Annotated in this window: 24 protein-coding genes; 14 read left to right on the top strand and 10 right to left on the bottom strand. The window is 37.5% G+C overall.

What is annotated here, in order from left to right:
- Positions 1 to 44: 44 nt before the first annotated feature.
- The gene (locus IGL13_RS10110) at positions 45 to 1,004 is read right to left on the bottom strand and encodes a diacylglycerol/lipid kinase family protein (protein WP_002356498.1); all 960 of its coding nucleotides are present in this window, start codon (positions 1,002 to 1,004) and stop codon (positions 45 to 47) included.
- Positions 1,005 to 1,266: 262 nt separating this feature from the next.
- Between IGL13_RS10110 and IGL13_RS10105 the strand changes: the two genes are divergently transcribed.
- The gene (locus IGL13_RS10105; RefSeq protein WP_002356499.1) at positions 1,267 to 1,773 is read left to right on the top strand and encodes a QueT transporter family protein; all 507 of its coding nucleotides are present in this window, start codon (positions 1,267 to 1,269) and stop codon (positions 1,771 to 1,773) included.
- A gap of 237 nt (positions 1,774 to 2,010) precedes the next feature.
- Positions 2,011 to 3,216, top strand: a complete 1,206-nt coding sequence (locus IGL13_RS10100) for an aminoacyltransferase (protein WP_002384107.1) — start codon at positions 2,011 to 2,013, stop codon at positions 3,214 to 3,216.
- Between the two features lie 56 nt (positions 3,217 to 3,272).
- Here the strand turns inward: IGL13_RS10100 and IGL13_RS10095 are convergent, their stop codons facing one another.
- The 4 genes from IGL13_RS10095 to IGL13_RS10080 are packed head-to-tail and all read right to left on the bottom strand — an operon-like array spanning position 3,273 to position 6,244.
- Positions 3,273 to 3,908 carry an ECF transporter S component gene (locus tag IGL13_RS10095; RefSeq protein WP_002356501.1) on the bottom strand — a complete coding sequence of 212 codons (636 nt, stop codon included), beginning with the start codon at positions 3,906 to 3,908 and terminating at the stop codon, positions 3,273 to 3,275.
- 3 nt (positions 3,909 to 3,911) lie between these two features.
- Positions 3,912 to 4,466, bottom strand: a complete 555-nt coding sequence (gene coaC, locus IGL13_RS10090; RefSeq protein ID WP_002359573.1) for a phosphopantothenoylcysteine decarboxylase — start codon at positions 4,464 to 4,466, stop codon at positions 3,912 to 3,914.
- The gene (coaB, locus tag IGL13_RS10085; protein ID WP_002359575.1) at positions 4,463 to 5,236 is read right to left on the bottom strand and encodes a phosphopantothenate--cysteine ligase; all 774 of its coding nucleotides are present in this window, start codon (positions 5,234 to 5,236) and stop codon (positions 4,463 to 4,465) included. Before coaB ends, coaC begins: the two co-directional genes overlap by 4 nt.
- Before the next feature lie 15 nt (positions 5,237 to 5,251).
- Positions 5,252 to 6,244, bottom strand: a complete 993-nt coding sequence (locus IGL13_RS10080) for a YhdH/YhfP family quinone oxidoreductase (protein WP_002356506.1) — start codon at positions 6,242 to 6,244, stop codon at positions 5,252 to 5,254.
- A gap of 263 nt (positions 6,245 to 6,507) precedes the next feature.
- On the opposite strand from IGL13_RS10080, the gene IGL13_RS10075 reads away from it, so the two are divergent.
- From IGL13_RS10075 to IGL13_RS10025, 11 genes are all read left to right on the top strand, one after another.
- Positions 6,508 to 7,050, top strand: coding sequence for a helix-turn-helix domain-containing protein (locus IGL13_RS10075; RefSeq protein WP_002356507.1), 543 nt, complete (start codon positions 6,508 to 6,510; stop codon positions 7,048 to 7,050).
- A gap of 25 nt (positions 7,051 to 7,075) precedes the next feature.
- Positions 7,076 to 8,161, top strand: coding sequence for an ABC transporter ATP-binding protein (locus IGL13_RS10070; RefSeq protein ID WP_002356508.1), 1,086 nt, complete (start codon positions 7,076 to 7,078; stop codon positions 8,159 to 8,161).
- Positions 8,162 to 8,179: 18 nt separating this feature from the next.
- Positions 8,180 to 8,986 (top strand): ABC transporter permease, encoded by an 807-nt coding sequence (locus IGL13_RS10065; RefSeq protein WP_002356510.1) that lies wholly within the window; start codon positions 8,180 to 8,182, stop codon positions 8,984 to 8,986.
- Entirely contained in the window at positions 8,986 to 9,822 is an 837-nt protein-coding gene (locus tag IGL13_RS10060) for an ABC transporter permease (RefSeq protein WP_002356512.1), read from the top strand. The genes IGL13_RS10065 and IGL13_RS10060 overlap by 1 nt, the downstream gene beginning before the upstream one ends.
- Positions 9,819 to 10,892: an ABC transporter substrate-binding protein gene (locus IGL13_RS10055; RefSeq protein ID WP_002362278.1), complete on the top strand. Its 1,074-nt coding sequence runs from the start codon at positions 9,819 to 9,821 to the stop codon at positions 10,890 to 10,892. Before IGL13_RS10060 ends, IGL13_RS10055 begins: the two co-directional genes overlap by 4 nt.
- Positions 10,893 to 11,041: 149 nt before the next feature.
- Positions 11,042 to 11,725: a TVP38/TMEM64 family protein gene (locus IGL13_RS10050; RefSeq protein ID WP_002362276.1), complete on the top strand. Its 684-nt coding sequence runs from the start codon at positions 11,042 to 11,044 to the stop codon at positions 11,723 to 11,725.
- A 109-nt stretch (positions 11,726 to 11,834) separates the two neighbouring features.
- Complete coding sequence (locus IGL13_RS10045) at positions 11,835 to 13,127, top strand: GntP family permease (protein WP_002359581.1); 1,293 nt, start codon at positions 11,835 to 11,837, stop codon at positions 13,125 to 13,127.
- A 21-nt stretch (positions 13,128 to 13,148) separates the two neighbouring features.
- A complete protein-coding gene (locus tag IGL13_RS10040) occupies positions 13,149 to 14,297 on the top strand; it encodes a glycerate kinase (protein ID WP_002356517.1) in 1,149 nt (382 codons plus the stop codon).
- 141 nt (positions 14,298 to 14,438) lie between these two features.
- Positions 14,439 to 15,452, top strand: coding sequence for a CdaR family transcriptional regulator (locus IGL13_RS10035; RefSeq protein ID WP_002356518.1), 1,014 nt, complete (start codon positions 14,439 to 14,441; stop codon positions 15,450 to 15,452).
- 122 nt (positions 15,453 to 15,574) lie between these two features.
- Positions 15,575 to 16,477, top strand: coding sequence for a diacylglycerol/lipid kinase family protein (locus tag IGL13_RS10030; protein WP_002356519.1), 903 nt, complete (start codon positions 15,575 to 15,577; stop codon positions 16,475 to 16,477).
- A gap of 119 nt (positions 16,478 to 16,596) precedes the next feature.
- Positions 16,597 to 17,331, top strand: a complete 735-nt coding sequence (locus IGL13_RS10025; RefSeq protein ID WP_002384134.1) for a YcjF family protein — start codon at positions 16,597 to 16,599, stop codon at positions 17,329 to 17,331.
- Between the two features lie 283 nt (positions 17,332 to 17,614).
- On the opposite strand, the gene IGL13_RS10020 is transcribed toward IGL13_RS10025, so the two are convergent.
- The 4 genes from IGL13_RS10020 to IGL13_RS10005 form a co-directional block, all read right to left on the bottom strand.
- Complete coding sequence (locus IGL13_RS10020; protein WP_002356521.1) at positions 17,615 to 19,324, bottom strand: ABC transporter permease/substrate binding protein; 1,710 nt, start codon at positions 19,322 to 19,324, stop codon at positions 17,615 to 17,617.
- Positions 19,317 to 20,507: a quaternary amine ABC transporter ATP-binding protein gene (locus IGL13_RS10015; RefSeq protein WP_002388977.1), complete on the bottom strand. Its 1,191-nt coding sequence runs from the start codon at positions 20,505 to 20,507 to the stop codon at positions 19,317 to 19,319. The genes IGL13_RS10020 and IGL13_RS10015 overlap by 8 nt, the downstream gene beginning before the upstream one ends.
- Before the next feature lie 200 nt (positions 20,508 to 20,707).
- Positions 20,708 to 21,340: a GntR family transcriptional regulator gene (locus IGL13_RS10010; RefSeq protein WP_002356525.1), complete on the bottom strand. Its 633-nt coding sequence runs from the start codon at positions 21,338 to 21,340 to the stop codon at positions 20,708 to 20,710.
- Positions 21,341 to 21,354: 14 nt separating this feature from the next.
- Positions 21,355 to 23,301, bottom strand: coding sequence for an ABC-F family ATP-binding cassette domain-containing protein (locus tag IGL13_RS10005; RefSeq protein ID WP_002365037.1), 1,947 nt, complete (start codon positions 23,299 to 23,301; stop codon positions 21,355 to 21,357).
- 213 nt (positions 23,302 to 23,514) lie between these two features.
- Between IGL13_RS10005 and IGL13_RS10000 the strand changes: the two genes are divergently transcribed.
- Positions 23,515 to 24,165 (top strand): redox-sensing transcriptional repressor Rex, encoded by a 651-nt coding sequence (locus IGL13_RS10000; protein WP_002356528.1) that lies wholly within the window; start codon positions 23,515 to 23,517, stop codon positions 24,163 to 24,165.
- A gap of 42 nt (positions 24,166 to 24,207) precedes the next feature.
- Here IGL13_RS10000 and IGL13_RS09995 read toward each other — a convergent pair whose 3' ends face one another.
- Complete coding sequence (locus tag IGL13_RS09995) at positions 24,208 to 24,861, bottom strand: CPBP family intramembrane glutamic endopeptidase (protein ID WP_002356529.1); 654 nt, start codon at positions 24,859 to 24,861, stop codon at positions 24,208 to 24,210.
- Positions 24,862 to 24,870 lie beyond the last annotated feature (9 nt).

The following is a 24,870-nucleotide window of genomic DNA, read 5'->3' as shown; positions in this document are numbered from 1 at the left end:
TCGTTTTGACTTATGGCACTCTTTTTCAACCTTAAGGGACTCAGTTAAAACCAAAACAAACGTTTTTGTGTGGTATAAACCATATCAATACTTCGTTTGCCTAAAATCTCGCCATCTGCGTGAATGGTTTGTGGAATCGTCGAAACAATTCGAATTTTACTTGATTGAAAATGATGAAAATGTTTAGATTTCCCTTGTTTTTGACGAAGCAATAGGAAAATAAGCCACAAAATTTTAAAAATATTGATTCGTTCCACGACAACTAAGTCCACGACTGCTTTGCGAGGATTGGCCGTCGGCATAATTGATACGCCCCCGCCAAAATAAGGATGATTTGTGACCGTACATAGGAAAGCACGATTAAATGTGTATTGTTTACCATTCATTTCAACTAAAATTGGAAAGCCTTTTTGTTTAAAAAAGACATGAATGATTGAAGAAATATAGGAAAGCGAGCCAAGCTTAAATTTATTTAAGGCTTTTTTTGATGACGATTCGTTGGTTTTTTCCACGATTGCCGCATCTAATCCTAAGCCAACATTATTGGTGGCTAAGCCGATTTCTTCTTGGTTGGCTTCTACATAATGAATTGTTTGAATTTCTTTTGGTCGTCTGGTGCGCAGGATTTGATGCAATGCTTTATCAATATTTCTTGATAATCCCACCCCTCGTGCAAAATCATTTCCAGAGCCGCATGGAATATAGCTTAAAGGAATAGCTGAATCATATGGAAGTAATGAATTAATGACATTATGTAGTGTGCCATCGCCGCCTAGCACGACTAGGATTGGAAAAGTTGAAACGTCTAAGTCTTCAGACCAAGGAAGTAAAGTTGTTTCTGCAAGTTCCTTCGTCAATTCTTTTTCATGTCCAGCGTAATCAGTGTAAAGAGCCGTATATTTAAGTTCTTGTTGCTTGAGTTGTTGAATCACTTTTCTAGCGACTTTTCGGCCATTGCCGCTACTTGCCTGCTCGTTGATAATAAGATAGTAGTGAATGTTCATTGAGCTCCTCCTTTGAATCGCTATTGTCCATTATACCAGAGGGAGGAACTTCTGCGAATAAAGATTGCTTAAAAAAGTAAAAAATGACTAGAAAAAGGCACGAAATAATGCATGAGAGGTGAAAACTGCAAATAAGTGCAAAGTAAAACAGGGCTTTCATTGACTATTTTGACGTTCCATATTAGAATGTGAACTGTTGCAATTGTAACCAAGGTTCATCAACCATCCCTTGTAAAAAAACTCGGAGAAAGAAGGAAAAAGTATGCAAAATTCGTTTCAAGCCAATCGAAAGCTAAGAACAGTCTTAGCCAATGGTATCATTATGGGCTTATATATTGTCCTCTCTTTATTGGTTCGGCCAGTTTCTTCTGGTATGATTCAATTTAGAATTTCAGAAAGTTTGAATCACCTAGTCGTTTTCAATCGCAAATTGATGTGGGGTGTTTTAGGCGGCGTTATCTTTTTTAACTTATTTTTTGGTTTCGGTGTAATGGATGCTCTGTTTGGTGGAGCGCAAACATTATTTGCGTTGAGCTTAACAGCTTTTTTACAAAAAAAGGTACCAAGTATTCCTGTTAGAATGTGTCTAAATAGTCTATTTTTCACTGTAAGTATGTTTTTTATTGCCTTTATGCTAGTACCAAGTGGCGGCCAAGCATTTTGGACAACTTATGGTTGGTTAGCATTAAGTGAAGCGATTATTATGACGATTTCAGCACCAATCATGTACTTTATCAACAAGTCATTAAAATTTGAAACACGTATTTAATTGAAAAGATGTGGATAGAAATGATTCATCCTTTGAATGGCAGTGAAGAAAAGTGTTGTTGCTATTAGTGAGCTAAGTGATAGAATGAATTGTTTCTACCTCGTCTTTTTTACATAAAGAATAAGATCTACATTTTTTCTAAAAATTTTCATGTAAAACTTTACTAGTCTGTTGGAATACACTATGATAGTGTAAGATAAACGGACTATTGGAAAGTCACAGCAGAGGAGTTTGAACATGTACACATTTAAAATCGGTATTCCGGCAGAAGTACACGATACATTTGTTAAAAATCACCCATTATGTAATTTACTACAGTCATCTTCATGGGCAAAAGTCAAGGATAACTGGGGTTCTGAAATTGTTGGGGTTTATGAAAAGGATACATTAGTTGCATCAAGTTTAGTTTTAATCAAACCATTACCAGCCGGTTTTACGATGTTATATACACCAAGAGGTCCAGTAATGGACTATACAAATGAACGTTTGGTCAGCTACTTTATGGCTGAATTGAAAAAATTTGGCAAGAAAAAACGAGCTTTATTTATAAAAATGGATCCAGCGGTTCACTATCAAGATTTTCATTTGGGAGAAGAACATCAACCGCATGCTGAAGCGACAGCTATTATTGAGACCTTGAAAGAAGCAGGGGCCAAATATCAAGGACTGACAATGGATATGGGGGCCACCATCCAGCCCCGCTTCCAAGCGAATATTTATCGTGAAGATTTTAGTGAGGAACAATTGTCAAAAAGCACCAAGAAAATGATTAAAACAGCTGAAAAAAAAGGGGTCGTTGTGCAGCAAGGGCATGTTGACTTTGTTGATGAATTTGAAAAAGTCATTCAATCAACCATGGAACGCCAACATATTTCTTTACGGAATAGTGATTACTTTAAGAAGCTGTTGAACATTTACCCAGAAGACTCCTTTATTATGCTGGCGCAAGTCAATTTAAAGGAACGCTTAGATAGCACGCGACAACGCTATGACAAAAATCAAAAAGACTTGAGTAATTTGAAAGAAAATCAAGTGAAAAAGCGCCATAATTTAGAAGAATTAGATGCTTCCTTGACTCGGGAACTAAAAGAATTAGAAGAAAATATCGCAGAAGCTGGTGAAATCGTCACGGTTGCTGGCGCTTTGGCTGTGACATTTGGTCCAACAAGTGAAATCCTTTATGCTGGCTTAGATGATCGTTATAAACGCTACATGCCAACATATGTGACTTGGCGAGATGCCATTCAAGAATGTTTTAACCGTGGCTGCGAAAGCTGTAATATGGGCGGCTTAGAAGGTAGTTTAAATGATGGCTTAATTAAGTTTAAAGCGAACTTCAACCCAACGATTAATGAATTTATTGGGGAATTCGATTTACCGGTTAATAAATTATTATTTAAAGCCAGTGAATATGCCTATAAATTACGAAAACAAAAAAAATAAATAAAAAACACAGGGACTAAAAATCAAACTTGATTTTTAGTCCCTGTGTTTTTTTTCTATAGTTTTTGCGTTGCATTCCGTTTCATTAAGCGAAGCAAAACGCTAGCAATTGCTGAAGCAGCTACACCAGCAACAAGAGCTTCTGGCACACCAGAACTGAAAATCGTCGCAATAATAGCTAGGTAAACAGCAGTTCCAGCTTTACCAATAATTTCAGCATAAGCTGAATTAAAAAGAAAATAAATCATGTTCATGACTAAAATGGTATTCGTTGCTGAGCCTAAAACACCAGCCACAAATAAGGAGACAGGTTGCGCTTTTTCCTTCGTTAATTTATTTAGCCATTTGTAAGCGAAATAAGGAACGACCCCAATTAAAATCCGCGGAATGAGCACAATTAAAAGTGCCTTCCAACTACCATGATCGGTACCGATCACAGGAATAAATGGAGAAAAAACAAACGACAAAGGTGTTGGTGCTGTCGTATTTTTAATTAAGCTAATGATCCCAAACGTGCCGCCCAACATACTACCGATTTTTGGCCCTAAAACAATGGAACCAATAATTACAGGAATATGCATCGTGGTCGAATTTAAAGGACCTAATGTGATAAATCCTAGCGGGGTTAAAGCCAGTAAAAGTAAGATAGCTAAGAACATTGCTGTTAACGTGAATTTTTTCGTGTTATTCATAAATTACTCCTTGTTATCAGATGCTAAAATTTTCATCACTGTTTGAAGGATATCTTCAACAGTGGCAAGTGCGCCACGACCATAATCGCCACAAGCTAATAGAGCTTCACGTGGGATTATTTCTTGATAGCCGACTTCTTTTAAAATGCCAATATTTCGTTGGACAATGGGGTTTTGGTACATATACGTATTCATCGCGGGCGCAATAATTTTGGGTGTTTCAGGATAAAGCGCCAAAGCAACTGTTGATAATAAGTCGTCGGCAATCCCATGGGCTAATTTCCCAATTGTATTGGCCGAAGCAGGTGCTACTAAAAATAAATCCGCTTTTTTAGCTAACTCAATGTGATTAATTTTACTGGGATCAATTTCCATCATGACATCCGTATGCACTGGATTCTTAGAAAGTGATTGTAACGTCAGCGGAGTGATGAACGCTGTGCTGCTTTTAGTCATTAAAATTTCCACATTGTAGCCAAGCTTAGCTAGTTGACTTGTAATATCTGCTGCTTTATATGCAGAAATGCTGCCAGAGACGCCTAATAAAATAGTTTTCATTGTTGTTCTCTCCATTTCTTTTCAACATTTTTAACGATCATTGAACCAATCCCTTGTTTTGAACAAGCTTCTTGGACAATGCCCGTTTCGTTAATTAATAATCCTTCGTGTTCTGTTTCATGAACGTTCATCAAGTCATTGGCTAAGACAAAGTCACACCGATTTTTAACCAAAGCGGCTTGTGCAACCTGGACAAGTTCTTCTTGTGAAACGTCGACAAGTAATTTAAAGCCCACTAAAACAGTTTGGGGTTGCTTGTCACGAATCATTTGGATGACTTTAGGATTTTTCTTTAGAAAAATTAATAATCGGTCCGTATCAGATGAAATTTTTGTTGCTGTTTGAGGAATATCAGCAATCTGATTCAATGTGTTTTGAACGATAGTTACCAAGGCTTCTTTGGTCTTTGGCAATGTTTGTTCGCTTAATTGTTGAGCAAAAGAATCAATAAATTGTTCTTCCGTTTGCGCGGTTTCCGTCGTAAAATCACTGACTGCCATTGCGTGAACAATCGCATCAAATTGCTTTTCAGCAAAGAGTTGTTCTAACGTAGTAGCTAATTCAACCGTTGTTTCTATTTCTTTAATTGATAAGTCCAATTGTTGGGTTGGACGTAATGCATGTTTGGTTGTTACGTAGGTTACGGTGTGTCCAGCAGCTAAAAAACTTTCAGCAATTGCTTTTCCTAGTCCGCCAGAAGAATGATTGGTAATCGAACGAACATTATCAATCGGTTCTGACGTTCCACCAGCAGTAACTAAAACATCCATAATCAAAACGCCTCCTTAAGAAATTCGGACAATGGTCCGTCCAATATGTTGGCCTGCTTGTAATGCTTCAAAAACAGGGGGAAGTTCTTCTAAAGTAATCTCTTGATACACAGCTTTTTCAGTGATGTCTAAATCAGTGGCAAGACGTTGCCAAACTATTTTTCGTTTGTCCATACCAACATTAACCGAATCAATGCCCAATAAATGAACGCCCCGTAAAATAAAGGGTAAAACGGTTGTCTCTAATGTAATTCCAGCAGCGCGGCCACAAATGGCTGAACGGCCATCATAACGAAGTTGTGGTAAAACAGCAGAAGTAATTTCCCCACCAGTGGTATCAATTGCAAAAGCAAAACGCTGTTTCATTAATGCTTTAACAGGAGTTGCTAAGAAATCTTCTACTAATAAGCATTCACTAACACCTAACTCTTTTAAAAGCTCAAAAGAATCTGGCTTTCTAGTTAATGCAGTGATTGAAGTGTAGCCTAATTGATGCAACATCGCAATAGACAATGTCGCAACACCGCCTGTCGCACCAGTTACAATAATGGGGGCTTCTTTGTCGTCGCGTAAGCCATCGTCTTCTAAAGCTGTGACAGATAATCCGGCCGTAAAGCCAGCAGTTCCGAAAATCATTGCTTCTTTGAGACTCATTTTTTCAGGAAGTGGAACTACCCAATCGCCAGGAACACGCACATATTCAGAATAACCACCAGTATGACTAACCCCTAATTGATAGCCTGTTACGATCACTTTATCGCCTTCTTTGAAACGAGGATCTTCCGATGTGACAACAGTGCCACTGACATCAATTCCTGGAATCATTGGATAATTGCGAATCACACCGCCGTCTTTTTTTGAAGCTAAAGAGTCTTTAAAGTTAACTGAGGAGTAGGCTGCTTTGATTACTACAGTGCCTTCTGATAAATCGTCTAAAGTAATGGTTTCTAGTTGACCAATAACAGATGTATCTTGTTCTCTTAACGTAAATGCTTGAAATGAATTCATATAAAAACTCTCCTTCCAATTATGTAAAAAAGCAACTCGTCTTATTTTATCATATTCTGATTTTTTCGTATCATTTTTCTTCTTATAAACAGTAAGTTATACAGAAAAGAAAGATTGTGTGACAATTAGACTAGAAAAATAAAGAAAAATGGTTGAAATTTTTCAAAAAGTTCGTATACTAAAAAAGGTAAAACTAAACTGTAAGTTTAGTATTACAAAACTTTTGTTGAAAAGATTAGCTGAAAATAGAAACGAGGTGTGCCATGGAAATTGGTGAGAAGTTGAGAAATTTACGCATTCAGAAAAATTTAACACAAGAAGAATTAGGCGAAAGAACGGATTTATCCAAAGGCTATATTTCCCAATTGGAGCGGGATTTAAGCTCACCATCAATGGAAACATTTTTCTCAATTTTAGAAGTACTAGGCGTGACGCCAGAGCAGTTTTTTAGTCAGCAACCGCTTGAACAGAAAATTGTCTACAATGAAGAAGAAAGTACCCTCTATTATGATGAAGAACATGGCTATGAACTAAAATGGTTAATTCCAGCCTCAAATGAAAAAGAAATGGAACCTGTCATTATTACTTTTGATAAAAATGGCGAATACAAAACGTTTGAACCTTCTCTATCAGAAACATTTATTTATGTGATTGATGGCTCCATTCGTTTGACATTAGGGGAAGCCACGTATATTGCTAAAAAAGGTCAAACCATGTATTACCAAGCAACAGAACCTCACCAAATTAGCAACAATGGTCGAGGAAAAAGTCGTGCGTTAATTGTGGCGACAGAATCGTATTTATAAAGGACGAAATGGAGGAGTTTATCCAGTGAGAAACCATGTGATTTCATTTGAAAATGTTGTCAAACAATTTGACGATGAACCAGTATTAAAAAATGTCAGCTTTGAAATTGAAGAAGGAAAATTTTATACGTTATTAGGACCTTCAGGATGTGGTAAAACAACGATTTTGCGTATTATTGCGGGATTCAATGACGTGACTTCTGGCGATGTTTATTTTGATGGTAAAAGAATAAATGATGTACCTGCCAATAAACGCCAAGTCAATACCGTGTTTCAGGATTATGCTTTGTTTCCTCACATGAATGTTTTTGATAATGTTGCGTTTGGTTTAAAAATCAAAAAACTATCCAAAGCAGAAATTGAAAAAAAAGTGAAAGAGGCATTACGTTTGGTTCAATTACCCGGCTACGAAACACGTGAAATTAGTGAAATGTCTGGGGGCCAACGTCAGCGGGTCGCAATTGCACGAGCGATTGTCAATGAGCCAAAAGTATTGCTTTTAGATGAGCCGTTATCCGCTTTAGATTTGAAATTACGCACAGCGATGCAATATGAACTACGTGATTTACAACAACGTTTAGGAATTACTTTTATTTTTGTGACCCATGATCAAGAAGAAGCATTAGCGATGAGTGATGAAATTTTTGTCATGAATAAAGGTCATATCGTGCAAAGTGGCACACCAGTCGATATTTATGATGAACCGATTAATCACTTTGTTGCTGACTTTGTAGGGGAAAGTAATATTGTGGACGGTGTGATGCTGGAAGATAATTTAGTTTCATTTGTGGGCAAAAAGTTTGAATGTGTCGATGGCGGCATGCGGAAAAATGAACCTGTAGAAGTCGTTTTACGTCCAGAAGACTTAACGATTACCACGCTTGAAAAAGGCAAGTTAACCGTAACAGTGGACACGCAGTTATTCCGCGGCGTTCATTATGAAATTATTTGTTTTGATGAACAAGGAAACGAATGGATGGTGCATTCCACTCGAAAAGCCAAAGAAGGCGCTCAAGTAGGGCTGTCTTTTGAGCCAGAAGATATTCACGTGATGCGCTTCAATGAATCAGAAGAAGACTTTGATGCCCGTTTAGAAAGTTACGACGAGTAAACGAAAGGGGAAAATAAAATGAAAACAATGCGTCGAATTTATTCGATTCCCTATGTAATGTGGTTACTTTTATTCGTCATTGCGCCAGTGCTGATGATTATTTATCAATCATTTTTCGATATGAATGGCCAGTTTACTTTGGCGAATTACCAAACGTATTTTACATCAGGAACGTACTTAAGTATGACCATTAATTCGGTTTGGTATGCTTTTCTGATTACCATTTTTACGTTATTGGTAAGTTATCCTACGGCTTATTTTTTGACAAAGCTCAAGCATAAACAGTTATGGTTAATGCTCGTTATTTTACCAACGTGGGTGAATTTATTATTAAAAGCTTATGCCTTTATTGGGATTTTCAGTATTCATGGGAGTATCAATCAGTTTATGAGTTTTATGGGTTTGGGCACGCACCAGATTCTGTTTACAGATTTCAGTTTTTTATTTGTCGCAACGTATATAGAAATTCCATTTATGATTATGCCGATTTTTAATGCCTTAGAAGAGATGAATCCTTCATTGATTAGTGCTAGTCGGGACTTAGGAGCTAGCAGTGCGGAAACATTCCGCCGTGTCATTTTTCCTCTCTCCCTGAACGGTGTGAAAAGTGGCGTTCAAGCTGTCTTTATTCCTTCGCTCTCGCTCTTTATGTTAACGCGTTTAATTGGCGGCAATCGGGTGATTACGTTGGGAACGGCGATTGAGGAACACTTCTTAGTAACGCAAAACTGGGGCATGGGTTCAACAATAGGTGTGATTTTAATTGTTGCCATGTTTATTGTGATGTTGCTGACGGGTGAGAAGAAGAAAGGGCGTGGCAAATAATGCAAAAGAAAAAGTTTAAATGGTCTTATGTGTATTTATTCGTTGTCTTTGCGCTACTGTACGCACCAATCTTTTATTTGATTTTTTATTCGTTTAACGACACGCAAACGATGAATCAGTTTACTGGTTTTACGTTAGATAATTATCGGAACGTTTTCGAAGACACACGCTTGTTAACCATTGTTCTGAATACGTTTTTGCTAGCTTTCTTATCGGCTTTAATAGCAACCATCATTGGAACATTTGGCGCGATGGGGATTTATTATACAAAACGTCGTAAAAACCGGAACACGTTGCTTAGCTTTAATAACATTTTACTCGTTTCACCAGATGTTATTATTGGAGCCAGTTTCTTAATTTTCTTCACGGCAGTAGGGTTTATCAGTTTAGGTTTTACAAGTGTATTATTGTCGCATATTGCCTTTAGTATTCCGATTGTTGTTTTAATGGTTTTACCAAAACTACAAGAGATGAACGATTCTATGGTAGATGCGGCACGGGATTTAGGGGCCAATAATGTTCAAGTGATTAAAAATATTATTTTGCCTTTTTTAGCGCCAGGAATTATTGCTGGCTACTTTATGGCCTTTACTTATTCGTTGGACGATTTTGCCGTAACATTCTTTGTGACAGGCAATGGTTTTTCAACATTATCTGTTGAAATTTATTCACGAGCACGTCAGGGAATTAGTTTAGAAATCAATGCCTTAAGTGCGTTAGTATTCCTATTCTCAATGATTCTAGTTGTCGGTTATTACTTTATCAGTAAAGACAATACGCCAAAACGTTTAAAGAAAATGCGTCGGGAACAAAGTGAGGTGGCCAAGTTAAAATGAAAAAATTACAGTCACTTTTTATTGGAATTATCGCTATTATTGTCATCTTGTTTTTTGGCGTGCGCCAATTGGAGAAAGCAAGTGGCATGGCAGGAGCAGATACCTTGACCATTTACAATTGGGGGGACTATATAGATCCAGCCTTGATTAAGAAATTTGAAAAAGAAACAGGCTATAAAGTCAATTACGAAACCTTTGATTCTAATGAAGCTATGTATACAAAAATTCAGCAAGGTGGCACAGCCTATGATATTGCCATTCCTTCTGAATATATGATTCAAAAAATGATGAAAGCAAAGATGCTTTTACCACTTGATCACAGCAAATTAAAAGGCTTAGAAAACATTGATGCACGCTTTTTAGATCAATCCTTCGATCCCCAAAATAAGTTTTCCGTTCCATACTTCTGGGGCACGTTGGGGATTATTTATAATGATAAATTTATTGACGGCCGTCAGATCCAACATTGGGATGATTTATGGCGCCCGGAATTAAAAAATAATGTCATGCTGATTGATGGCGCTCGCGAAGTGTTAGGATTATCTTTGAACAGTTTAGGCTATTCGTTAAACAGTAAAAACGACCAACAATTACGTCAGGCTACCGATAAGTTAAACCGATTAACGAACAATGTCAAAGCAATTGTTGCCGATGAAATCAAAATGTACATGGCTAATGAAGAAAGTGCAGTTGCTGTAACTTTCTCTGGTGAAGCTGCTGAAATGCTAGAAAACAATGAACATCTACATTATGTGATTCCCAGTGAAGGCTCTAATCTCTGGTTTGATAACATTGTGATGCCTAAGACAGCCAAAAATAAAGACGGCGCCTATGCATTTATGAACTTTATGTTACGACCAGAAAATGCAGCACAAAATGCAGAATATATTGGTTATTCCACACCAAATAAAGAAGCTAAAAAACTATTACCAAAAGAAGTTGCCGAAGATAAACAATTTTATCCAGATGATGAAACCATCAAACATTTAGAAGTTTACCAAGATTTAGGTCAAGAATACTTAGGAATTTATAACGATCTGTTCTTGGAGTTTAAGATGTATCGGAAATAAAAAAAGTACCTTCGTAACTTTCGAGCCGCCCCTAAAAGTTAGATTTTTAGTCTAACTTTTAGGGGCGGCTTTTATTCATACAAGCTTCTAATTGAGGCACAAAGAATCCTGTGCTACACTTTGTATAAAGCATAAAAGGAGCAAAGAAAATGAAAAGGAAAACAATCCGAATACTACTAATCAGTAGCGGGCTTATTTTAATCCTACTGGTAGGTTACCGTTTGTATCTAGAATATCAAACAGATATTCAATTATTTTTGAATCCTAAAGCCAGTAAGACACAATTATTAGAGCGAATTCGTTCACATGGTTTTTCAGCAGCGCTGTTGTTAGTTTTTTTGACCGCGATCATGTGTGCAGTACCAGGGATTCCGACCTCAGTAATTGGTGTGATTGCAGGATTGAGTTTTGGTCCCTTCAGCGGCACACTCATTAACGTTTTAGGGAATAGTATGGGAAATTTGGTTGCAATCTTTTTGATGCATCATATAAAATTTTTAGATAAAAAAACGGAGACCAATCATTGGGTCCAGTCCATTCGACGGATGAAGCATCCAAAAATTGGGATTATGGTGGGCTACATGATTCCAATTATTCCTTCTTCTGTGATTAATTTTGCTGCAGATACTATGCAGTTGCCATTAAAAAATTTAATAGCCGCGATATTCATTGGTGTAATTCCTTCCTCAATACTTTACGCATGTGGAGGTGAAGCGCTATTTCATGGATATAATAAAACGGCAGTATTGTTAATTGTGAGTGTTCTTTTGTTCGTTGGCTTGGTGGTCATTATTGAGAAAGATAGAAAAAGATTTCAAAAAACTGTTCTTTAAGAACGGTTTTTTTGTGCATTTGAACAATAAATCCTGTTAAATTTACAATTTTAAAAAGAAAGGACTTTGATAGAATGAAAGCGTAAACAATTTAAGGAGCTGATTTTGAATGCCAGATATTACAATATCTTGGGTTGCTGCAATTTTAGGATTAGTTGTAGCGATAGTATTAATTTTGAAAAAATTTAATCCTGTGTATTCCTTGTTTTTTGGTGCAATTGTTGGTTGTCTTATTGGAGGCGCTTCCCTGTCAGATACAGTCGCTGTTCTATTAAACGGAACACAAAGTATTATGGGAACCGCAATCCGTGTCTTAGCAGCCGGCATGTTGGCGGGTGTGATGATGGAATCTGGTGCGGCAGAATCAATTGCCAACGCCATTGTACAAAAGCTTGGCGAGAAAAAAGCTATTTTATCTTTGGCATTATCCACAATGGTAATTACAGCAGTGGGCGTATTCATTCCTGTTGCAGTGTTGATTGTTGCCCCGATTGCTCTATCTGTTGGGAAAAGTACGGGTATCAGTAAGTTATCATTATTGATTGCCTTATCAGGTGGCGGCAAAGCGGGCAATATTATTTCGCCTAATCCAAATACTATTGCAGCGGCGAACGGCTTTGATTTACCTCTAAGTGACGTTATGATTGCTGGCTTTATTCCAGCCGTATTTGGCTTAATTACAGCTGTTGTTCTTGCAAATATCATGAGAAGCAAAGGATCAATGGTCAAAGAAACGGATCTTGTAGAGGAACAAACAAAAGAATTATTACCTTTGAAAAAGGCGTTGATCGCGCCAGTGTTAGCGATTGTCTTATTATTACTTAATCCGATTGGCGCCGTTTTAAATATTTCTTTCATCAAAAGTTTGAATATTGATGCTCTGTATATTTTGCCGTTCGCCTCAGTTGTTGGGACAATTGCGATTGGGCAAACAAAACAACTGGCCTTTTATGCATCTTCTGGCTTGAAGAGAGTAACCGATACCGTTTTAATTTTAATTGGTGCAGGTGCAATTGCTGGATTAATTTCTGTTTCTGATTTATCAACACAAATTGTCCACTTAATTTCTGTTATGGGAATTTCTGGAACCTTCTTGGCACCGATTTCTGGTATTTTAATGGGCTTAGCAGTTGGTTCAACATCCACAGCGGTTATTTTAGCGACAGGTTCTTTTGGACCAGCGATTTTAGATATGGGCACATCTTCACTTTCAGCAGCAGTCATGGTGCATACTGGGGCAACTGTGATTGATAGTGTTCCTCAAGGAAATTATTTCCATATTACGGCACAAAGTATGAATATGACGATTAAAGAAAGAATTCGAGTGATTCCTTATGAAATGTGTGTCGGTGGGGTAATGACGATTGTTGCAACCATTTTATATGGCTTTATTTTAAACTAGTTGGAAAGTAGGCGCGAAAAGATGACGAAAAAATTTGTTTTGGCTCCAGACTCATTTAAAGAAAGTATGAGTGCAAAAGAAGCCTGTCTGGCAATGGAAAAAGGGATTTTAGCTGTATTTAAAGATGCAGACATTCAACACGTCCCGATGGCAGACGGCGGGGAAGGAACGGTGGATTCCTTAGTGGATGCAACAGGAGGCACAAGAGTACCAGTGCGTGTGGCAGGACCGCTTCCTGATCAAATCGTTGAAACCTATTACGGCTTATTAGGTGACCAAGAAACGGTGGTCATTGAAATGGCGAAAGCCAACGGAATTGAATTGGTTAAAGCAGCAGAACGTAATCCCTTGATCACTTCTACTTATGGTACAGGAGAGATGATTCAACATGCGCTCAATCATGGGGCAAAAAAAATCATTATCGGCATTGGTGGTAGCGTGACAAATGATGGGGGTGCCGGTATGATTCAGGCACTTGGTGCGCGTTTGTTAGACAAGGAAGGGCAAGAATTGACACGTGGCGGTGGTGCATTAGATAAACTGGCGCAGATCGATTTAACACAGTTTGATCAACGTATTTTTGCTACCGAAGTTCTAGTAGCTAGTGATGTGAATAACCCACTAACAGGGCCAACAGGGGCGTCTCATGTCTTTGGTCCGCAAAAAGGTGCGACAGAAGAAATGGTGGCTCAATTAGATAAAAACTTAGCCCATTATGCAGCAATCATCAAAAAAGAGGTCGGCATTGATGTTGAGATGATGCCAGGCGCAGGAGCTGCTGGTGGTTTGGGTGCAGGGTTACTAGCATTCACAAAAGCTCAGTTACGCCCAGGGATTGATATTGTCGTAGAAGTGAATCAATTAGAAGAAAAAATAAAAGCTGCTGATTATGTCTTTACTGGTGAAGGCGGGATGGATTTTCAAACAAAATTCGGCAAAGCCCCTTATGGCGTCTCACGTTTGGCCAAGAAGTATCAAAAACCGGTTTTCGCTTGTGCTGGCTATATCGGCAAAGATGTGGATGTCCTCTATGAAGAAGGGATGACGGCTATTTTTGGAATTTTGGCCAAAGCCGAACCATTGGAAGCAGCATTGAAAAATGGGCCAGTTAACTTAGAAAGAACCGTTGAAAATATTGCTCGTACATTACAGCTGGTGCCTTGTGACTAAGAACTAACCATGGTATCATCAGTAATGAAAGCTGAAATAAAAATGTTCAGTCGTTGATCTGAAGAATTAAGCGTTTGGGACATAAGTCATTGCGGCTTATGTCCCAAACGCTACTCGCTTTTTAGAAAGTTGGCGATAGCAATGTTAAAATTAGACAAAATCCAAGCAAATAAAATTGTTGAAAAGTTGATGGCAGATATTCCTTATAACATCAATATTATGGATGAACGAGGAAAAATTATTGCGAGTGGAGATTCTGCTCGAATTGGGGAGCGCCATCGTGGTGCAGAAAGAGCCATCAATGAACGAAAAAATATTGAAATTTATAAAGATACTTCTTTAGAGAAAAAAGGCACCAATGAACCGATTATTTTGAATGATCACATTTTAGGTGTCGTAGGCATTTCAGGAGAACCAGACGAGGTGCGCAAATTTACCAAGCTTGTGCGCTCGATTGTTCTTTTACTGACAGAAGAATTAAATACACAACAAGAACGCGAAAAAAAGAAGAAACAAAAAAATCAGTTTATCCAGCACTTAATGCATGTTGATTCTGCTTACTCAGAAGCCTTAAAACTTGAAGCGTTGGAACTATATAACCTTCAATTAGATGACCAGAATCATTGTGTACTGACCAAGGACAAGCGCTTATTATCCAGTTATTATCCTGGCCATGAAATATTTGAATGGGAAAATTGTTATCTGGTGATTACTTCTGAACCACCTCAGATAACAAAGCCAGTAACAGAATACCTTGTGATAAGTTCGGAAAAAGCCACGATTCAACAAATGGTCCAAGAGGCACAAAACACGTATTTACTTCTATCGTTTCTTCAATTAGAAAAGGCTAAGTTTTACCAAGCAGAAGATTTTTTCATTCAAGGAATTTTTAATTTTCCTTTTCATATTGAATTGGATTTTTTTGAAACCATCCAGACGATTTATGATGAATACTATGAAACCGTTATTTTTTTCGCCAATCATAACTTAAACATCAATGAAACCTCACAAGTATTACATATCCATCGAAATACATTGAATTACCGTTTGAAACGAATTCATGAATTGACGGGGATGGATCCAAAAGTTTGGCAAGATTTTTGGAAATTGTTCTATTATTTTGCCTATTGCTTTAAAGAACGTTTTGAAAAGTAGTGAGGAGCAGGAATGCTTGTTTGTTAAGCAAGTGTCAGCATATTTTTCGCCAGAATTAAAAATATCTTTTATAATAATTGTAAGGAATCAAACGATTTAGATATCAATGAGGAGTGGTGCCAGTGAAAAAAGCAGTTTTAATTGTTAACCCCAGTTCTGGTGGTGAAAAAGCCAAAGAATTTGAAACGTTAGCAGAAGAAAAATTAAAGCAGTTATTTGATGAAGTTGTAGTGAAACAAACAGAAAAAGGCGGCGATGCAGAACAATTTGCCCGTGAAGCTGCGGAAAGTCACTTCGACAGTGTTTTCGTAATGGGGGGAGATGGAACCGTTAATGAAGGAATTAGCGGGTTGGCAGAACAAGCTTACCGCCCAAAATTTGGCTTTTTTCCTTTAGGAACGGTGAACGATTTAGCGCGAGCCTTGAATTTACCGATGGACCCTGAAGAAGCGATTCAACAATTAGATTTAGAAAAAACCAGTGCTTTAGATGTGGGGAAAATCAATGACGACTACTTTATGAATGTCGTTGCGATTGGGACGATTCCAGAGTCAATTAACGACGTGGACGTTGAACAAAAAACGAAGTTAGGAAAACTCGCTTATTTTATTTCAGGTGCCAAACATTTAGCGAATGCTCAAACGTATCCTTTTCATTTAAGCTTGGATCAAAAAGAACAAACCATTGAAAGTAGTACCGTTTTAGTTGGCTTAACGAATTCAATCGGTGGGTTTGAAACATTATTACCAGAGGCCCAAGTGGATGATGGCAAACTTCATTTAGTTTATTTAAAAGATCAATCATTGTGGGATGCAGTAAAAGCAGTCCCAGATTTGTTAAAAGGAGTCGACCAGTCCACTGATAATTTAGTTTACCTAACCTTTAAAGAAGGAACAATCTCCTTAGAAAACCAAGAAGAATTAACCACTAATGTGGATGGTGATGAAGGAGCTGCTTTGCCAATTACGCTGGAAATTTTACCTAAACACTTGACGGCGTATTGCGGTGAAGAACAAACAAAATAGCTGATTTTTTGAGAAAAGCTAGAACATTTCTATTTGTTTAAAAAACAGATAAGTTCTGGCTTTTCAAATCATCTAAAAGAGAATCAATCAGGGGCTATGCTATACTTTGTTTCTACATATTGATAGATAAGGGAGTTAATGAGATGAGAAGAAAAAAACATAAAAACAAAAAGAAACAAGAACTTTTTGAAGAGATTGAAAAACAAGAATTAGCAGAACAAGAAACTAAGCAATTGAATGAAGAAATCGAAGACCCAGAATTTCGTTCTTTTTTTCAAGATGTCTTGAAAAAATTTCCACAAAAAACATCTACGGCCATAATGAATGCTTTCGCAACTTCTAAAGGTAAAGCAGAACAATTAGTGACGAACAGTCAAACACAACTCGACAAAGTATTTGATGAATTTTTGGCTGGTGTTTCACCTGACGTGAAAAAGAAAAGTCATCAAACGATTCATTTTGCTGCATTGTCAGCAGCAATTATTGGGTTTTCACCAATTCCATTTTCGGATGCTTTTTTACTGGTACCTGTTCAATTAACTATGATGTCACGGCTGCATAAAATTTTTGGTCAGTCTTGGTCTGAAAGCTTAGGGAAAAGTTTAACCAAAGAATTAGTAGTGGTTAGTTTAGGTAAGAGCGCAGTCGGAAATATTCTAAAAGTGATTCCTGTTGTCGGAACTGTGACTGGTGGCATGGTCAATGCTTCAGTTGCAGTAGCAATTACGGAAGCGCTTGGCTGGGTGACCGTCAAAATGTTAAACGATGGTGTTGATATCTTTGATGATGTGATGTCTTTCAAAGGACAATTTTCAACATTATTTAAAGCCATCCAAAATGCTAAAAAGAAATAATCGCTGTATTGATTAACTAGGGTGAGACACATTTAAACTTTTTTAAGTAATTCGTAGCAAATTTCCAAGGTTTTCGTCACAAATTATTCACAGGTTCTCGTTAATATATAAGCATACCAACAAAACACCCAACATAAACACTTTTCATTTTTACTCCTCAAGTAAAAATAACTCCTTTCCACTCAGTCTACCCAACTGAGTGGTTTTTTTTGCGAAAAAAGAGGGCGTTGAACAATTTGTTCAACGTCCTCTTTTAATAGATGGGGAAGTCATTTGTTAAGAATTATTTTTTCCATTCTGCTACTTGGTCTTTATGTGAATCAACCCAATCACGTGCAGCTTCTTGTGGGTCTTTGCCTTCGTTAATTTCTAACATGACAGATTCCATATCCTTAGTTGTCCAATGGAAATTATCTAACACTTTGTAAGCTTCTGGTTGATCTTCTTTTAGGCCTTGGCGAGCCATTGTGTGAATCGCTTCTTCGCCGCCCATAGTGCCTTTTGGATCAGCTAAATATTTTAAATCATATTTTGCAAACATCCAGTGAGGAGACCAGCCAGTAATAACGATGTCTTCGTTGTTTTTAATTGCTTGTCCTAAGGCGACAGTCATGGCACCTGATGAAGAAGTTTCAACAGACCAATCTTTCAAATTAGGATAAGCTTCTTTAGTTTTCTCTGCTGCTGCAACAACACCAGCACCAGGTTCAATTCCAGTAATCTTTTTCCCAGCTTGATCAGATAAATCTTCGATAGAATCAACATCCATATAAGAAGGGACGACAATTCCTAGCTTTGCACCTTTAAGGTTTTCACCAAGGTCGTCTAATTTATCTTTATATTGTTTATATTGCTCTGCGTGAGTTCCTGGCAGCCACGCACCAACCATGGCATCTGTTTCACCTTTAGCTACAGATTCCCACATAATTGCGTTATCTAAAGGGGTCGTTTTAACATCATACCCCATATCTTTTAAGACTTCGGCAACCACATGTGTGGAGGCTACTTCGGTATCCCATTCCACATAAGAAAGGGAAATTTGCTTATCATTTGTTGTTGTAAAAATTGAAGCACCAACTAAGCCAGCGACAATTACAACAACCGCTGCAATAATCCCATATTTTTTCTTTTTAGAGGTGGCACCAGCTGCTTTAGGGGCTGCTTTTTTATTATTTAAATGTTGAGTAAAACGGTCAATGATAATCGCTAAAATAACTAAAGCCACACCATTTACGAAACCGTTCCCGACTTGTGCACGTTGTAAAGCGGAAAGGACGCCACGTCCTAATCCAGGCGCACCAATCATTGAAGCAATAACTACCATTGATAGAGCTAGCATGGTTGTTTGGTTAACACCAGCCATAATCGTGTTTTTGGCTAAAGGTAATTCTAATTTGAATAATTTTTGCCATCCAGTACTACCGTAAGAATCAGCTGCTTCAACAAGTTCATTTGGCACTTGTCGAATTCCTAAGTTCGTAAAGCGAACGGTTGGTGGTAAAGCGAAGATAACAGAGGCGAAGACCCCAGGAACCATACCAATTCCGAAGAATGCAACGGCTGGAATCAAGTAAACGAAACCAGGCATTGTTTGCATGAAGTCCAAAATCGGTGTAATAATACTCTTGGCTTTTTCACTTTTCGCCATTAAAATCCCTAGTGGCACACCAATGATAATGGAAATAACACTAGAAAGTAAAACTAACGTAACGGTACTCATTAAATCGTTCCATAAGTTTTGGTTATAGATAAACATTAAGCCGATAAATGTGAATAAACTTAAGCCAATTTTTTTATTAGAAATAAAGAAAGCAGCAATCGTTAATAGCACAATCAGCACAAGTGGTGGTACGGCTGTTAGTAAGGCAGTAATGTTGTCCATTACACTTTGACCAATTGTTTGTAAAAAGCTGAATAATCCAGCAAATGTTGAAGTTAACCAATCAGTAAAACTTTCAACCCAAGACGCGACAGGTAATTGATACTTATTCATGTTCGTTCACCTCTGTTTCTGCAAGTGCTTCAAGTACGCTACCACGGATGACCACGCCTAATAGTTTGCCGTTATCAGTCACAGCAAGAGGCGTTTGTGCATCATAAATCAGTGGGAAAATATCATTCACTAACATATCTTTGTCGATTGTTTGAATTTCTGGATCCACACATTCTACAAGAGAAGTCCCGTTTTTACGCGCTTCTAAAGCTTTTTCTGCGCGTACCACGCCTTTTAGTTGGCGTTTTTTATCCACGGCAAGTAACATACTCACTTCTTCTTGACGCATCCGTTTTAAAGCAACAGTTGGGCCATCAATTTCAATGTTAGTAGTTAAAGCAGGTACCATAATATTTTGGGCAGTTAAGACTTTTGAACGATCCACATCTTCCACGAAGGTTCGCACATATTCGTTGGCTGGGTTGGTTAAAATTTCTTCTCCAGTCCCAATTTGCATAATTTGACCATCTTTCATCAAAGCAATCCGGTCGCCGATTCGTAAAGCTTCATTCAAATCATGTGTGATAAAGATAATGGTTTTTTTGACATTTTCTTGTAAATCTAATAGTTCGTCTTGCATTTCACGACGAATTAACGGATCAAGAGCAGAGAACGCTTCGTCCATTAATAAAATTTCTGGATCGTTAGCCAAGGCACGAGCAAGGCCGACACGTTGTTGCATCCCACCAGATAATTGACTTGGTAATTGGTCTTTAAAAGCAATTAAGCTAGAATTTTCTAAGGCTTTTTCAGCTTTTGCTTGGCGTTCTTCTTTAGGAACACCACGAATTTCTAAACCATATTCCGTATTTTCTAAGATAGTTCGATGGGGGAAAAGACCAAAGTTTTGGAAAACCATGCTCATTTTATTTCGACGTACTTCACGTAATCCTTCTTTATCTAAAGAAGAAATATCTTGTCCATCAATATAAATATTTCCTGAAGTTGGTTCAATCAAACGATTTAATAAACGAATTAATGTTGATTTCCCACTTCCTGATAACCCCATAATAACGAAAATTTCGCCTTCTTCAACTTCGAAATTTACATCATAAACACCGACTGTGGCACCCGTTTTTTCTAAAATTTCTGTTTTGCTTTTGTTGGCACGAATCATTTCAAGTGCCGGTTTGGTTTTCTTACCAAAGATCTTGGTAAGGTGATTTACTTTTACTTTTGGCAAATCATTGTTCCTCCTCATTAAAAAAAGTGACTACATCAGACTACTATAAAGTTGTCACTTTGTCAAATTAGATGAAAATCTTTCTGAAAATGAAGAAAAACAGTATTTTAACTAGGTTTTATAGTGGTTTTTTATGAAAAATAGAAATAATAAATAAAAAAAGTGACTATTTACCGCAAGATAAGTAGTCACTTTTTTGTTTAAGGATAAAAGAAATTTTGGACACGTTGTAAGGTTGATTCGTCATGTCCAACAAAATAAAGTGTGTCGTTCAACGAAATCTTTGCATATGGACCAGGTGAGACCAAAAGCTCTTCTTTGTGTTTGATAGCGATAATCGTTGCCGAAGTGTTTTGCCAAAAATTCATTTCGCTAATCGTCGCCTCAAGATAAGCAGCTTCTTCTGTTAAAACTAATGAATAAGGATTCATTGGATTGAAAGAATCAAAACGCTTTGTTTGTTCAACAAGAGTATCTAGAATGCTAGAAAAATGAGTAAGTTCTTCTTTTTGTTTCGCTACGCTATCTAGCAATTCTTCTTTAATTTCAGCAATCGTTTGAACGTCTTGATATTGTGTCACAAAGTCCTGCGCTTTTTCTTTTGATGCCACATAGAAGCCGCTGCCGTGTTTGGCTTTAACGATTTCTAAATCAACTAAAACGATAATGGCTTTGCGAGCTGTTTCTGGCGACACTTGGTATTGGTTAGCTAGGGTGGAACGGGCATGGATTTTATCTCCAACATGTAATTTGCCTTCTGCAATTTTTTCCGCAACATCAACGGCGATTTGTTGATATTTGGGCTTCGTTAAACTGATTTTTTTGGAAGCCATAGTGAATCCCTCCGTTAATTGTTATTTTCCATTTCTTCTAATTCTAAACTGAAATTTTCCCATTGCTCAAGTAGTTCATCTTGTTGCTGACGAGCGTCATCTAATTGTTGGTTTAAAGCCAGCAATTCAACATGATTTTCTAGAATGTCTGGTTGACTCATTTGTGCTTCTAATTGTGCAATTGTCGTATCTAACTGAGCAAGATTTTCTTCGACTTGTGTTATTTTTCTTTGCAAAGTACGGAGTAATTTTTGTTGCTCCTTGTTTTGATAAAAGGTATTTTTGGCTGTAACTGGTTCGGGTTTTTTCGCCGCTTCTTCATTAGCTAAGAGGGCAGCGATTTCTTCTTCCTCTTGTTTCTTTTCTAAATAATAATCATAGTCGCCTAAATAAAGTTTGCTGCCTTTTTCAGAAAGCTCAACAACTTTTGTTGCAATTCGATTGATAAAGTAACGGTCATGGGAAACGAAGAGGATGGTTCCTTCATAATCAATCAGCGCATTTTCTAAAACTTCTTTATTATCGATATCCAAGTGGTTGGTTGGCTCATCGAGAATCAAGAAATTGTCACGATCCATCGCTAATTTTGCTAATGCCACACGGGCTTTTTCGCCACCACTTAATAAAGGAATCGTTTTTTCAACATCATCTCCACTGAAGAGAAAGCCGCCTAAAATACTTCGAATCTCTTTTTCAGGTGTGGTTGGGTGTTCATCCCATAATTCCGCTAGGACCGTTTTATTGCCATGTAAATTGGCTTGCTCTTGGTCATAGTAACCTACAGAAACATTGGTGCCAAAAGTTTTACTTCCTTTAATGAAAGGAATGCGGTCAATAATTGATTTCAAGAGAGTGGATTTACCAATTCCGTTCGGTCCGACTAAGGCAATGGCTTCTTTGCGACGAATATCCAAGTGAATAGGTTCGGATAAAATATGTTCTTGGTCGTAACCAATGGCGGCATCTTCGACTTGTAAAACAACATTTCCCGAGACTTTTTCACTATCGAAAAGAAAATGCGCCGATTTTTCATCTCCTTGAGGTCGGTCTAAACGGTCCATTTTTTCTAATACTTTTCGGCGACTTTGTGCACGTTTCGTTGTAGATGCACGAACCAGATTTTTGGCAACGAAATCTTCTAACTTATTGATTTCTTCTTGTTGCTTTTCATACGCTTTCCATTCACTGGCTAATTGTTCTGCTTTTAACTCTAAGTATTTGGAATAGTTTCCTTTGTAGTGAGTCATTTTTTTGCGGCTCAGTTCATAAACTTCATTAACTACCTTATCTAAAAAATAACGATCGTGGGAAACAATCAATAGGGCGCCGGCATAGCTTGGCAAATAAGATTCCAGCCAAGAAAGCGTCTCGATATCTAAGTGGTTTGTAGGCTCGTCCAGAATTAAAATGTCTGGTTTTTGTAAAAGCATTCTTGCTAATGCAAGCCGGGTTTTTTGACCACCAGATAAGGTTTGAATATCTTTCGTGTAAAAGGATTCATCAAAGCCAAAGCCGTGAAGGACTGAGCGAATTTCATTTTCATAGCCGTAGCCATTTTTTTCAGAAAACGTATGTTGCAATTGATCGTACTCTTTTAAAATTCCTTCATAAACGGAAGTGGTTGGCTCCATTTCACTAATTTTGGTTTCTAATTCTCGCATACGCTGTTCCATTTCTAGGATGTCAGCAAAGGCTTTTGTCATTTCTTCCCAAACGGTTTTATCTGATTCTAAACCGGTATTTTGAGCTAAATAACCTAACGTAGCAGTTTTATTTTTGGCAATGGTTCCGCTATCGGGAGCATCAATGCCTGCAATGATTTTTAAAAAAGTCGATTTTCCAGCACCATTACGACCAACTAAGGCAATCCGACTTTTTGTTGCAATTTCTAAATGTATGTTTTCAAACAATGTTTCCGAGCCAAAATGCCGGGCAACTTGATTTGCTTGTAATAAAATCATCAGTAGTCCTCATTTCTAAATTCATTGCCCTTAGTGTAGCATAAAATCTGCTAAAATAGCACGTATCAAAAAATGCTTTGTGAAGGTTTATACCTTTTATCACAAACTTTTGAAGAAAAATGCTATTTTTGAGCCATAGAATTGCTTTTTATTGTGAAAAACTGCTATTATGTTAATGGATAAGATTTAAGTGAAAGTATTGGAGGTCCAATTGTGAAAGATCAAGTTATTCCAAAAGCAACGGCGCGACGCCTTCCTTTATATTATCGCTACTTAAGAATGTTACATGATACAGGAAAAAATAAAGTCTCATCAACTGAATTAAGTGAAGCGGTACAAGTAGACAGTGCGACTATTCGTCGTGACTTTTCATATTTTGGTGAATTAGGTAAACGTGGGTACGGCTATGATGTTGAAAACTTAATGAACTTTTTTGCAAAAACATTGAATGAAGATGAGTTAACCAATGTCGCATTAATCGGGGTTGGTAATTTAGGAAGTGCTTTATTAAAGTACAAATTCCATCAAAGCAACAGTATTCGTGTAAGTTGCGCATTTGATGTGAATGAAGATATTGTGGGACGCATTGTTGACGGTATTCCGGTTTATCCAATGGAAGATATGATGGAACAAATCCGTGTTCAACAAATCGAAGTAGCTATTTTAACTATTCCAGCTCGCAAAGCGCAAGAAGTTGTGAACAAACTTGCCGAAGCAGGGGTTAAAGGAATTCTAAACTTTACGGCTGCGCGTTTAGTAGCGCCACCTGAAGTATTAATTCAAAATGTTGACTTAACCAACGAATTACAAACATTAATTTATTTCTTACATCATGACAACGAATTGATTGACGAAGAAGAATAAGCAAAAGAAAAGGGCCTAGTCGTTTAGACGAAGGCCCTTTTCTTATTGAATTGCACCATTATGCAAAAGTAGTTGAACAATAATCACAATCGTATTCATGCCGCAATGGGCAATAATTGAGGTCCAAATTTTTCCAGTTTGCTTGTACAAAAGAGCAAAGAAAAATCCCATAAAGAAATAAACAAAAAAGTGACCATCGGCATGTGCGAGTGAAAAAATCGCCGAACTAACAGTAGCCGCAATCCAGAAATTTGTAAAAGGCTGGATTAAATGGATAAATGCATAACGAAAGACGAATTCTTCCATAATCGGACCACCGATAGTAGTTGCCAAAATAAATAAAGGATTTGCCAAAATCACCGCCACAATAGCTTGCGTATTTTGAGAAGTAGCTTGTTCTCCTGTGATGGCTACTTCAATGGCAAAAGTAACCCCTTGAATCAGCATGGCAATGAAAATCCCACTAACACCTAGTAAAAAAATAAAAATAGGTGATTTCAAGGTTGCTGTTTCCTCTAAAGGAGAAGGTTCTGTTGTTTTTAAAAAGATGCCAATCATTACAAGGGCGCCAATAATGTAGAGAGCAGTTGTCACATTAATCGCTGCATTGGGGGAAATACCCGAAAAAAGTAACGGCCCGAAGAAAGCGATAATGTATGTGACTAAAATAAATAAACTTGATTTTCTTAAGGTCATGGTTAATCC

This window comes from Enterococcus sp. DIV1937 (assembly GCF_050535975.1).
Lineage (GTDB): Bacteria > Bacillota > Bacilli > Lactobacillales > Enterococcaceae > Enterococcus > Enterococcus faecalis.
This window is presented reverse-complemented; position numbering and strand designations above follow the sequence as displayed.

What these genes read in the sequence shown, in the direction of transcription:
- IGL13_RS10060 (WP_002356512.1), top strand. Translation starts at nt 8,986, where the DNA reads ATGCAAAAGAAAAAGTTTAAATGGTCTTATGTGTATTTATTCGTTGTC.
- IGL13_RS10080 (WP_002356506.1), bottom strand. Translation starts at nt 6,244, where the DNA reads ATGAATTCATTTCAAGCATTTACGTTAAGAGAACAAGATACATCTGTT.
- IGL13_RS10065 (WP_002356510.1), top strand. Translation starts at nt 8,180, where the DNA reads ATGAAAACAATGCGTCGAATTTATTCGATTCCCTATGTAATGTGGTTA.
- IGL13_RS10010 (WP_002356525.1), bottom strand. Translation starts at nt 21,340, where the DNA reads ATGGCTTCCAAAAAAATCAGTTTAACGAAGCCCAAATATCAACAAATC.
- IGL13_RS10095 (WP_002356501.1), bottom strand. Translation starts at nt 3,908, where the DNA reads ATGAATAACACGAAAAAATTCACGTTAACAGCAATGTTCTTAGCTATC.
- coaC (WP_002359573.1), bottom strand. Translation starts at nt 4,466, where the DNA reads ATGAAAACTATTTTATTAGGCGTCTCTGGCAGCATTTCTGCATATAAA.
- IGL13_RS10020 (WP_002356521.1), bottom strand. Translation starts at nt 19,324, where the DNA reads ATGAATAAGTATCAATTACCTGTCGCGTCTTGGGTTGAAAGTTTTACT.
- IGL13_RS10100 (WP_002384107.1), top strand. Translation starts at nt 2,011, where the DNA reads ATGTACACATTTAAAATCGGTATTCCGGCAGAAGTACACGATACATTT.
- IGL13_RS10075 (WP_002356507.1), top strand. Translation starts at nt 6,508, where the DNA reads ATGGAAATTGGTGAGAAGTTGAGAAATTTACGCATTCAGAAAAATTTA.
- IGL13_RS10005 (WP_002365037.1), bottom strand. Translation starts at nt 23,301, where the DNA reads ATGATTTTATTACAAGCAAATCAAGTTGCCCGGCATTTTGGCTCGGAA.
- IGL13_RS10105 (WP_002356499.1), top strand. Translation starts at nt 1,267, where the DNA reads ATGCAAAATTCGTTTCAAGCCAATCGAAAGCTAAGAACAGTCTTAGCC.
- coaB (WP_002359575.1), bottom strand. Translation starts at nt 5,236, where the DNA reads ATGGATGTTTTAGTTACTGCTGGTGGAACGTCAGAACCGATTGATAAT.
- IGL13_RS10110 (WP_002356498.1), bottom strand. Translation starts at nt 1,004, where the DNA reads ATGAACATTCACTACTATCTTATTATCAACGAGCAGGCAAGTAGCGGC.
- IGL13_RS10040 (WP_002356517.1), top strand. Translation starts at nt 13,149, where the DNA reads ATGACGAAAAAATTTGTTTTGGCTCCAGACTCATTTAAAGAAAGTATG.
- IGL13_RS10035 (WP_002356518.1), top strand. Translation starts at nt 14,439, where the DNA reads ATGTTAAAATTAGACAAAATCCAAGCAAATAAAATTGTTGAAAAGTTG.
- IGL13_RS10050 (WP_002362276.1), top strand. Translation starts at nt 11,042, where the DNA reads ATGAAAAGGAAAACAATCCGAATACTACTAATCAGTAGCGGGCTTATT.
- IGL13_RS09995 (WP_002356529.1), bottom strand. Translation starts at nt 24,861, where the DNA reads ATGACCTTAAGAAAATCAAGTTTATTTATTTTAGTCACATACATTATC.
- IGL13_RS10045 (WP_002359581.1), top strand. Translation starts at nt 11,835, where the DNA reads ATGCCAGATATTACAATATCTTGGGTTGCTGCAATTTTAGGATTAGTT.
- IGL13_RS10055 (WP_002362278.1), top strand. Translation starts at nt 9,819, where the DNA reads ATGAAAAAATTACAGTCACTTTTTATTGGAATTATCGCTATTATTGTC.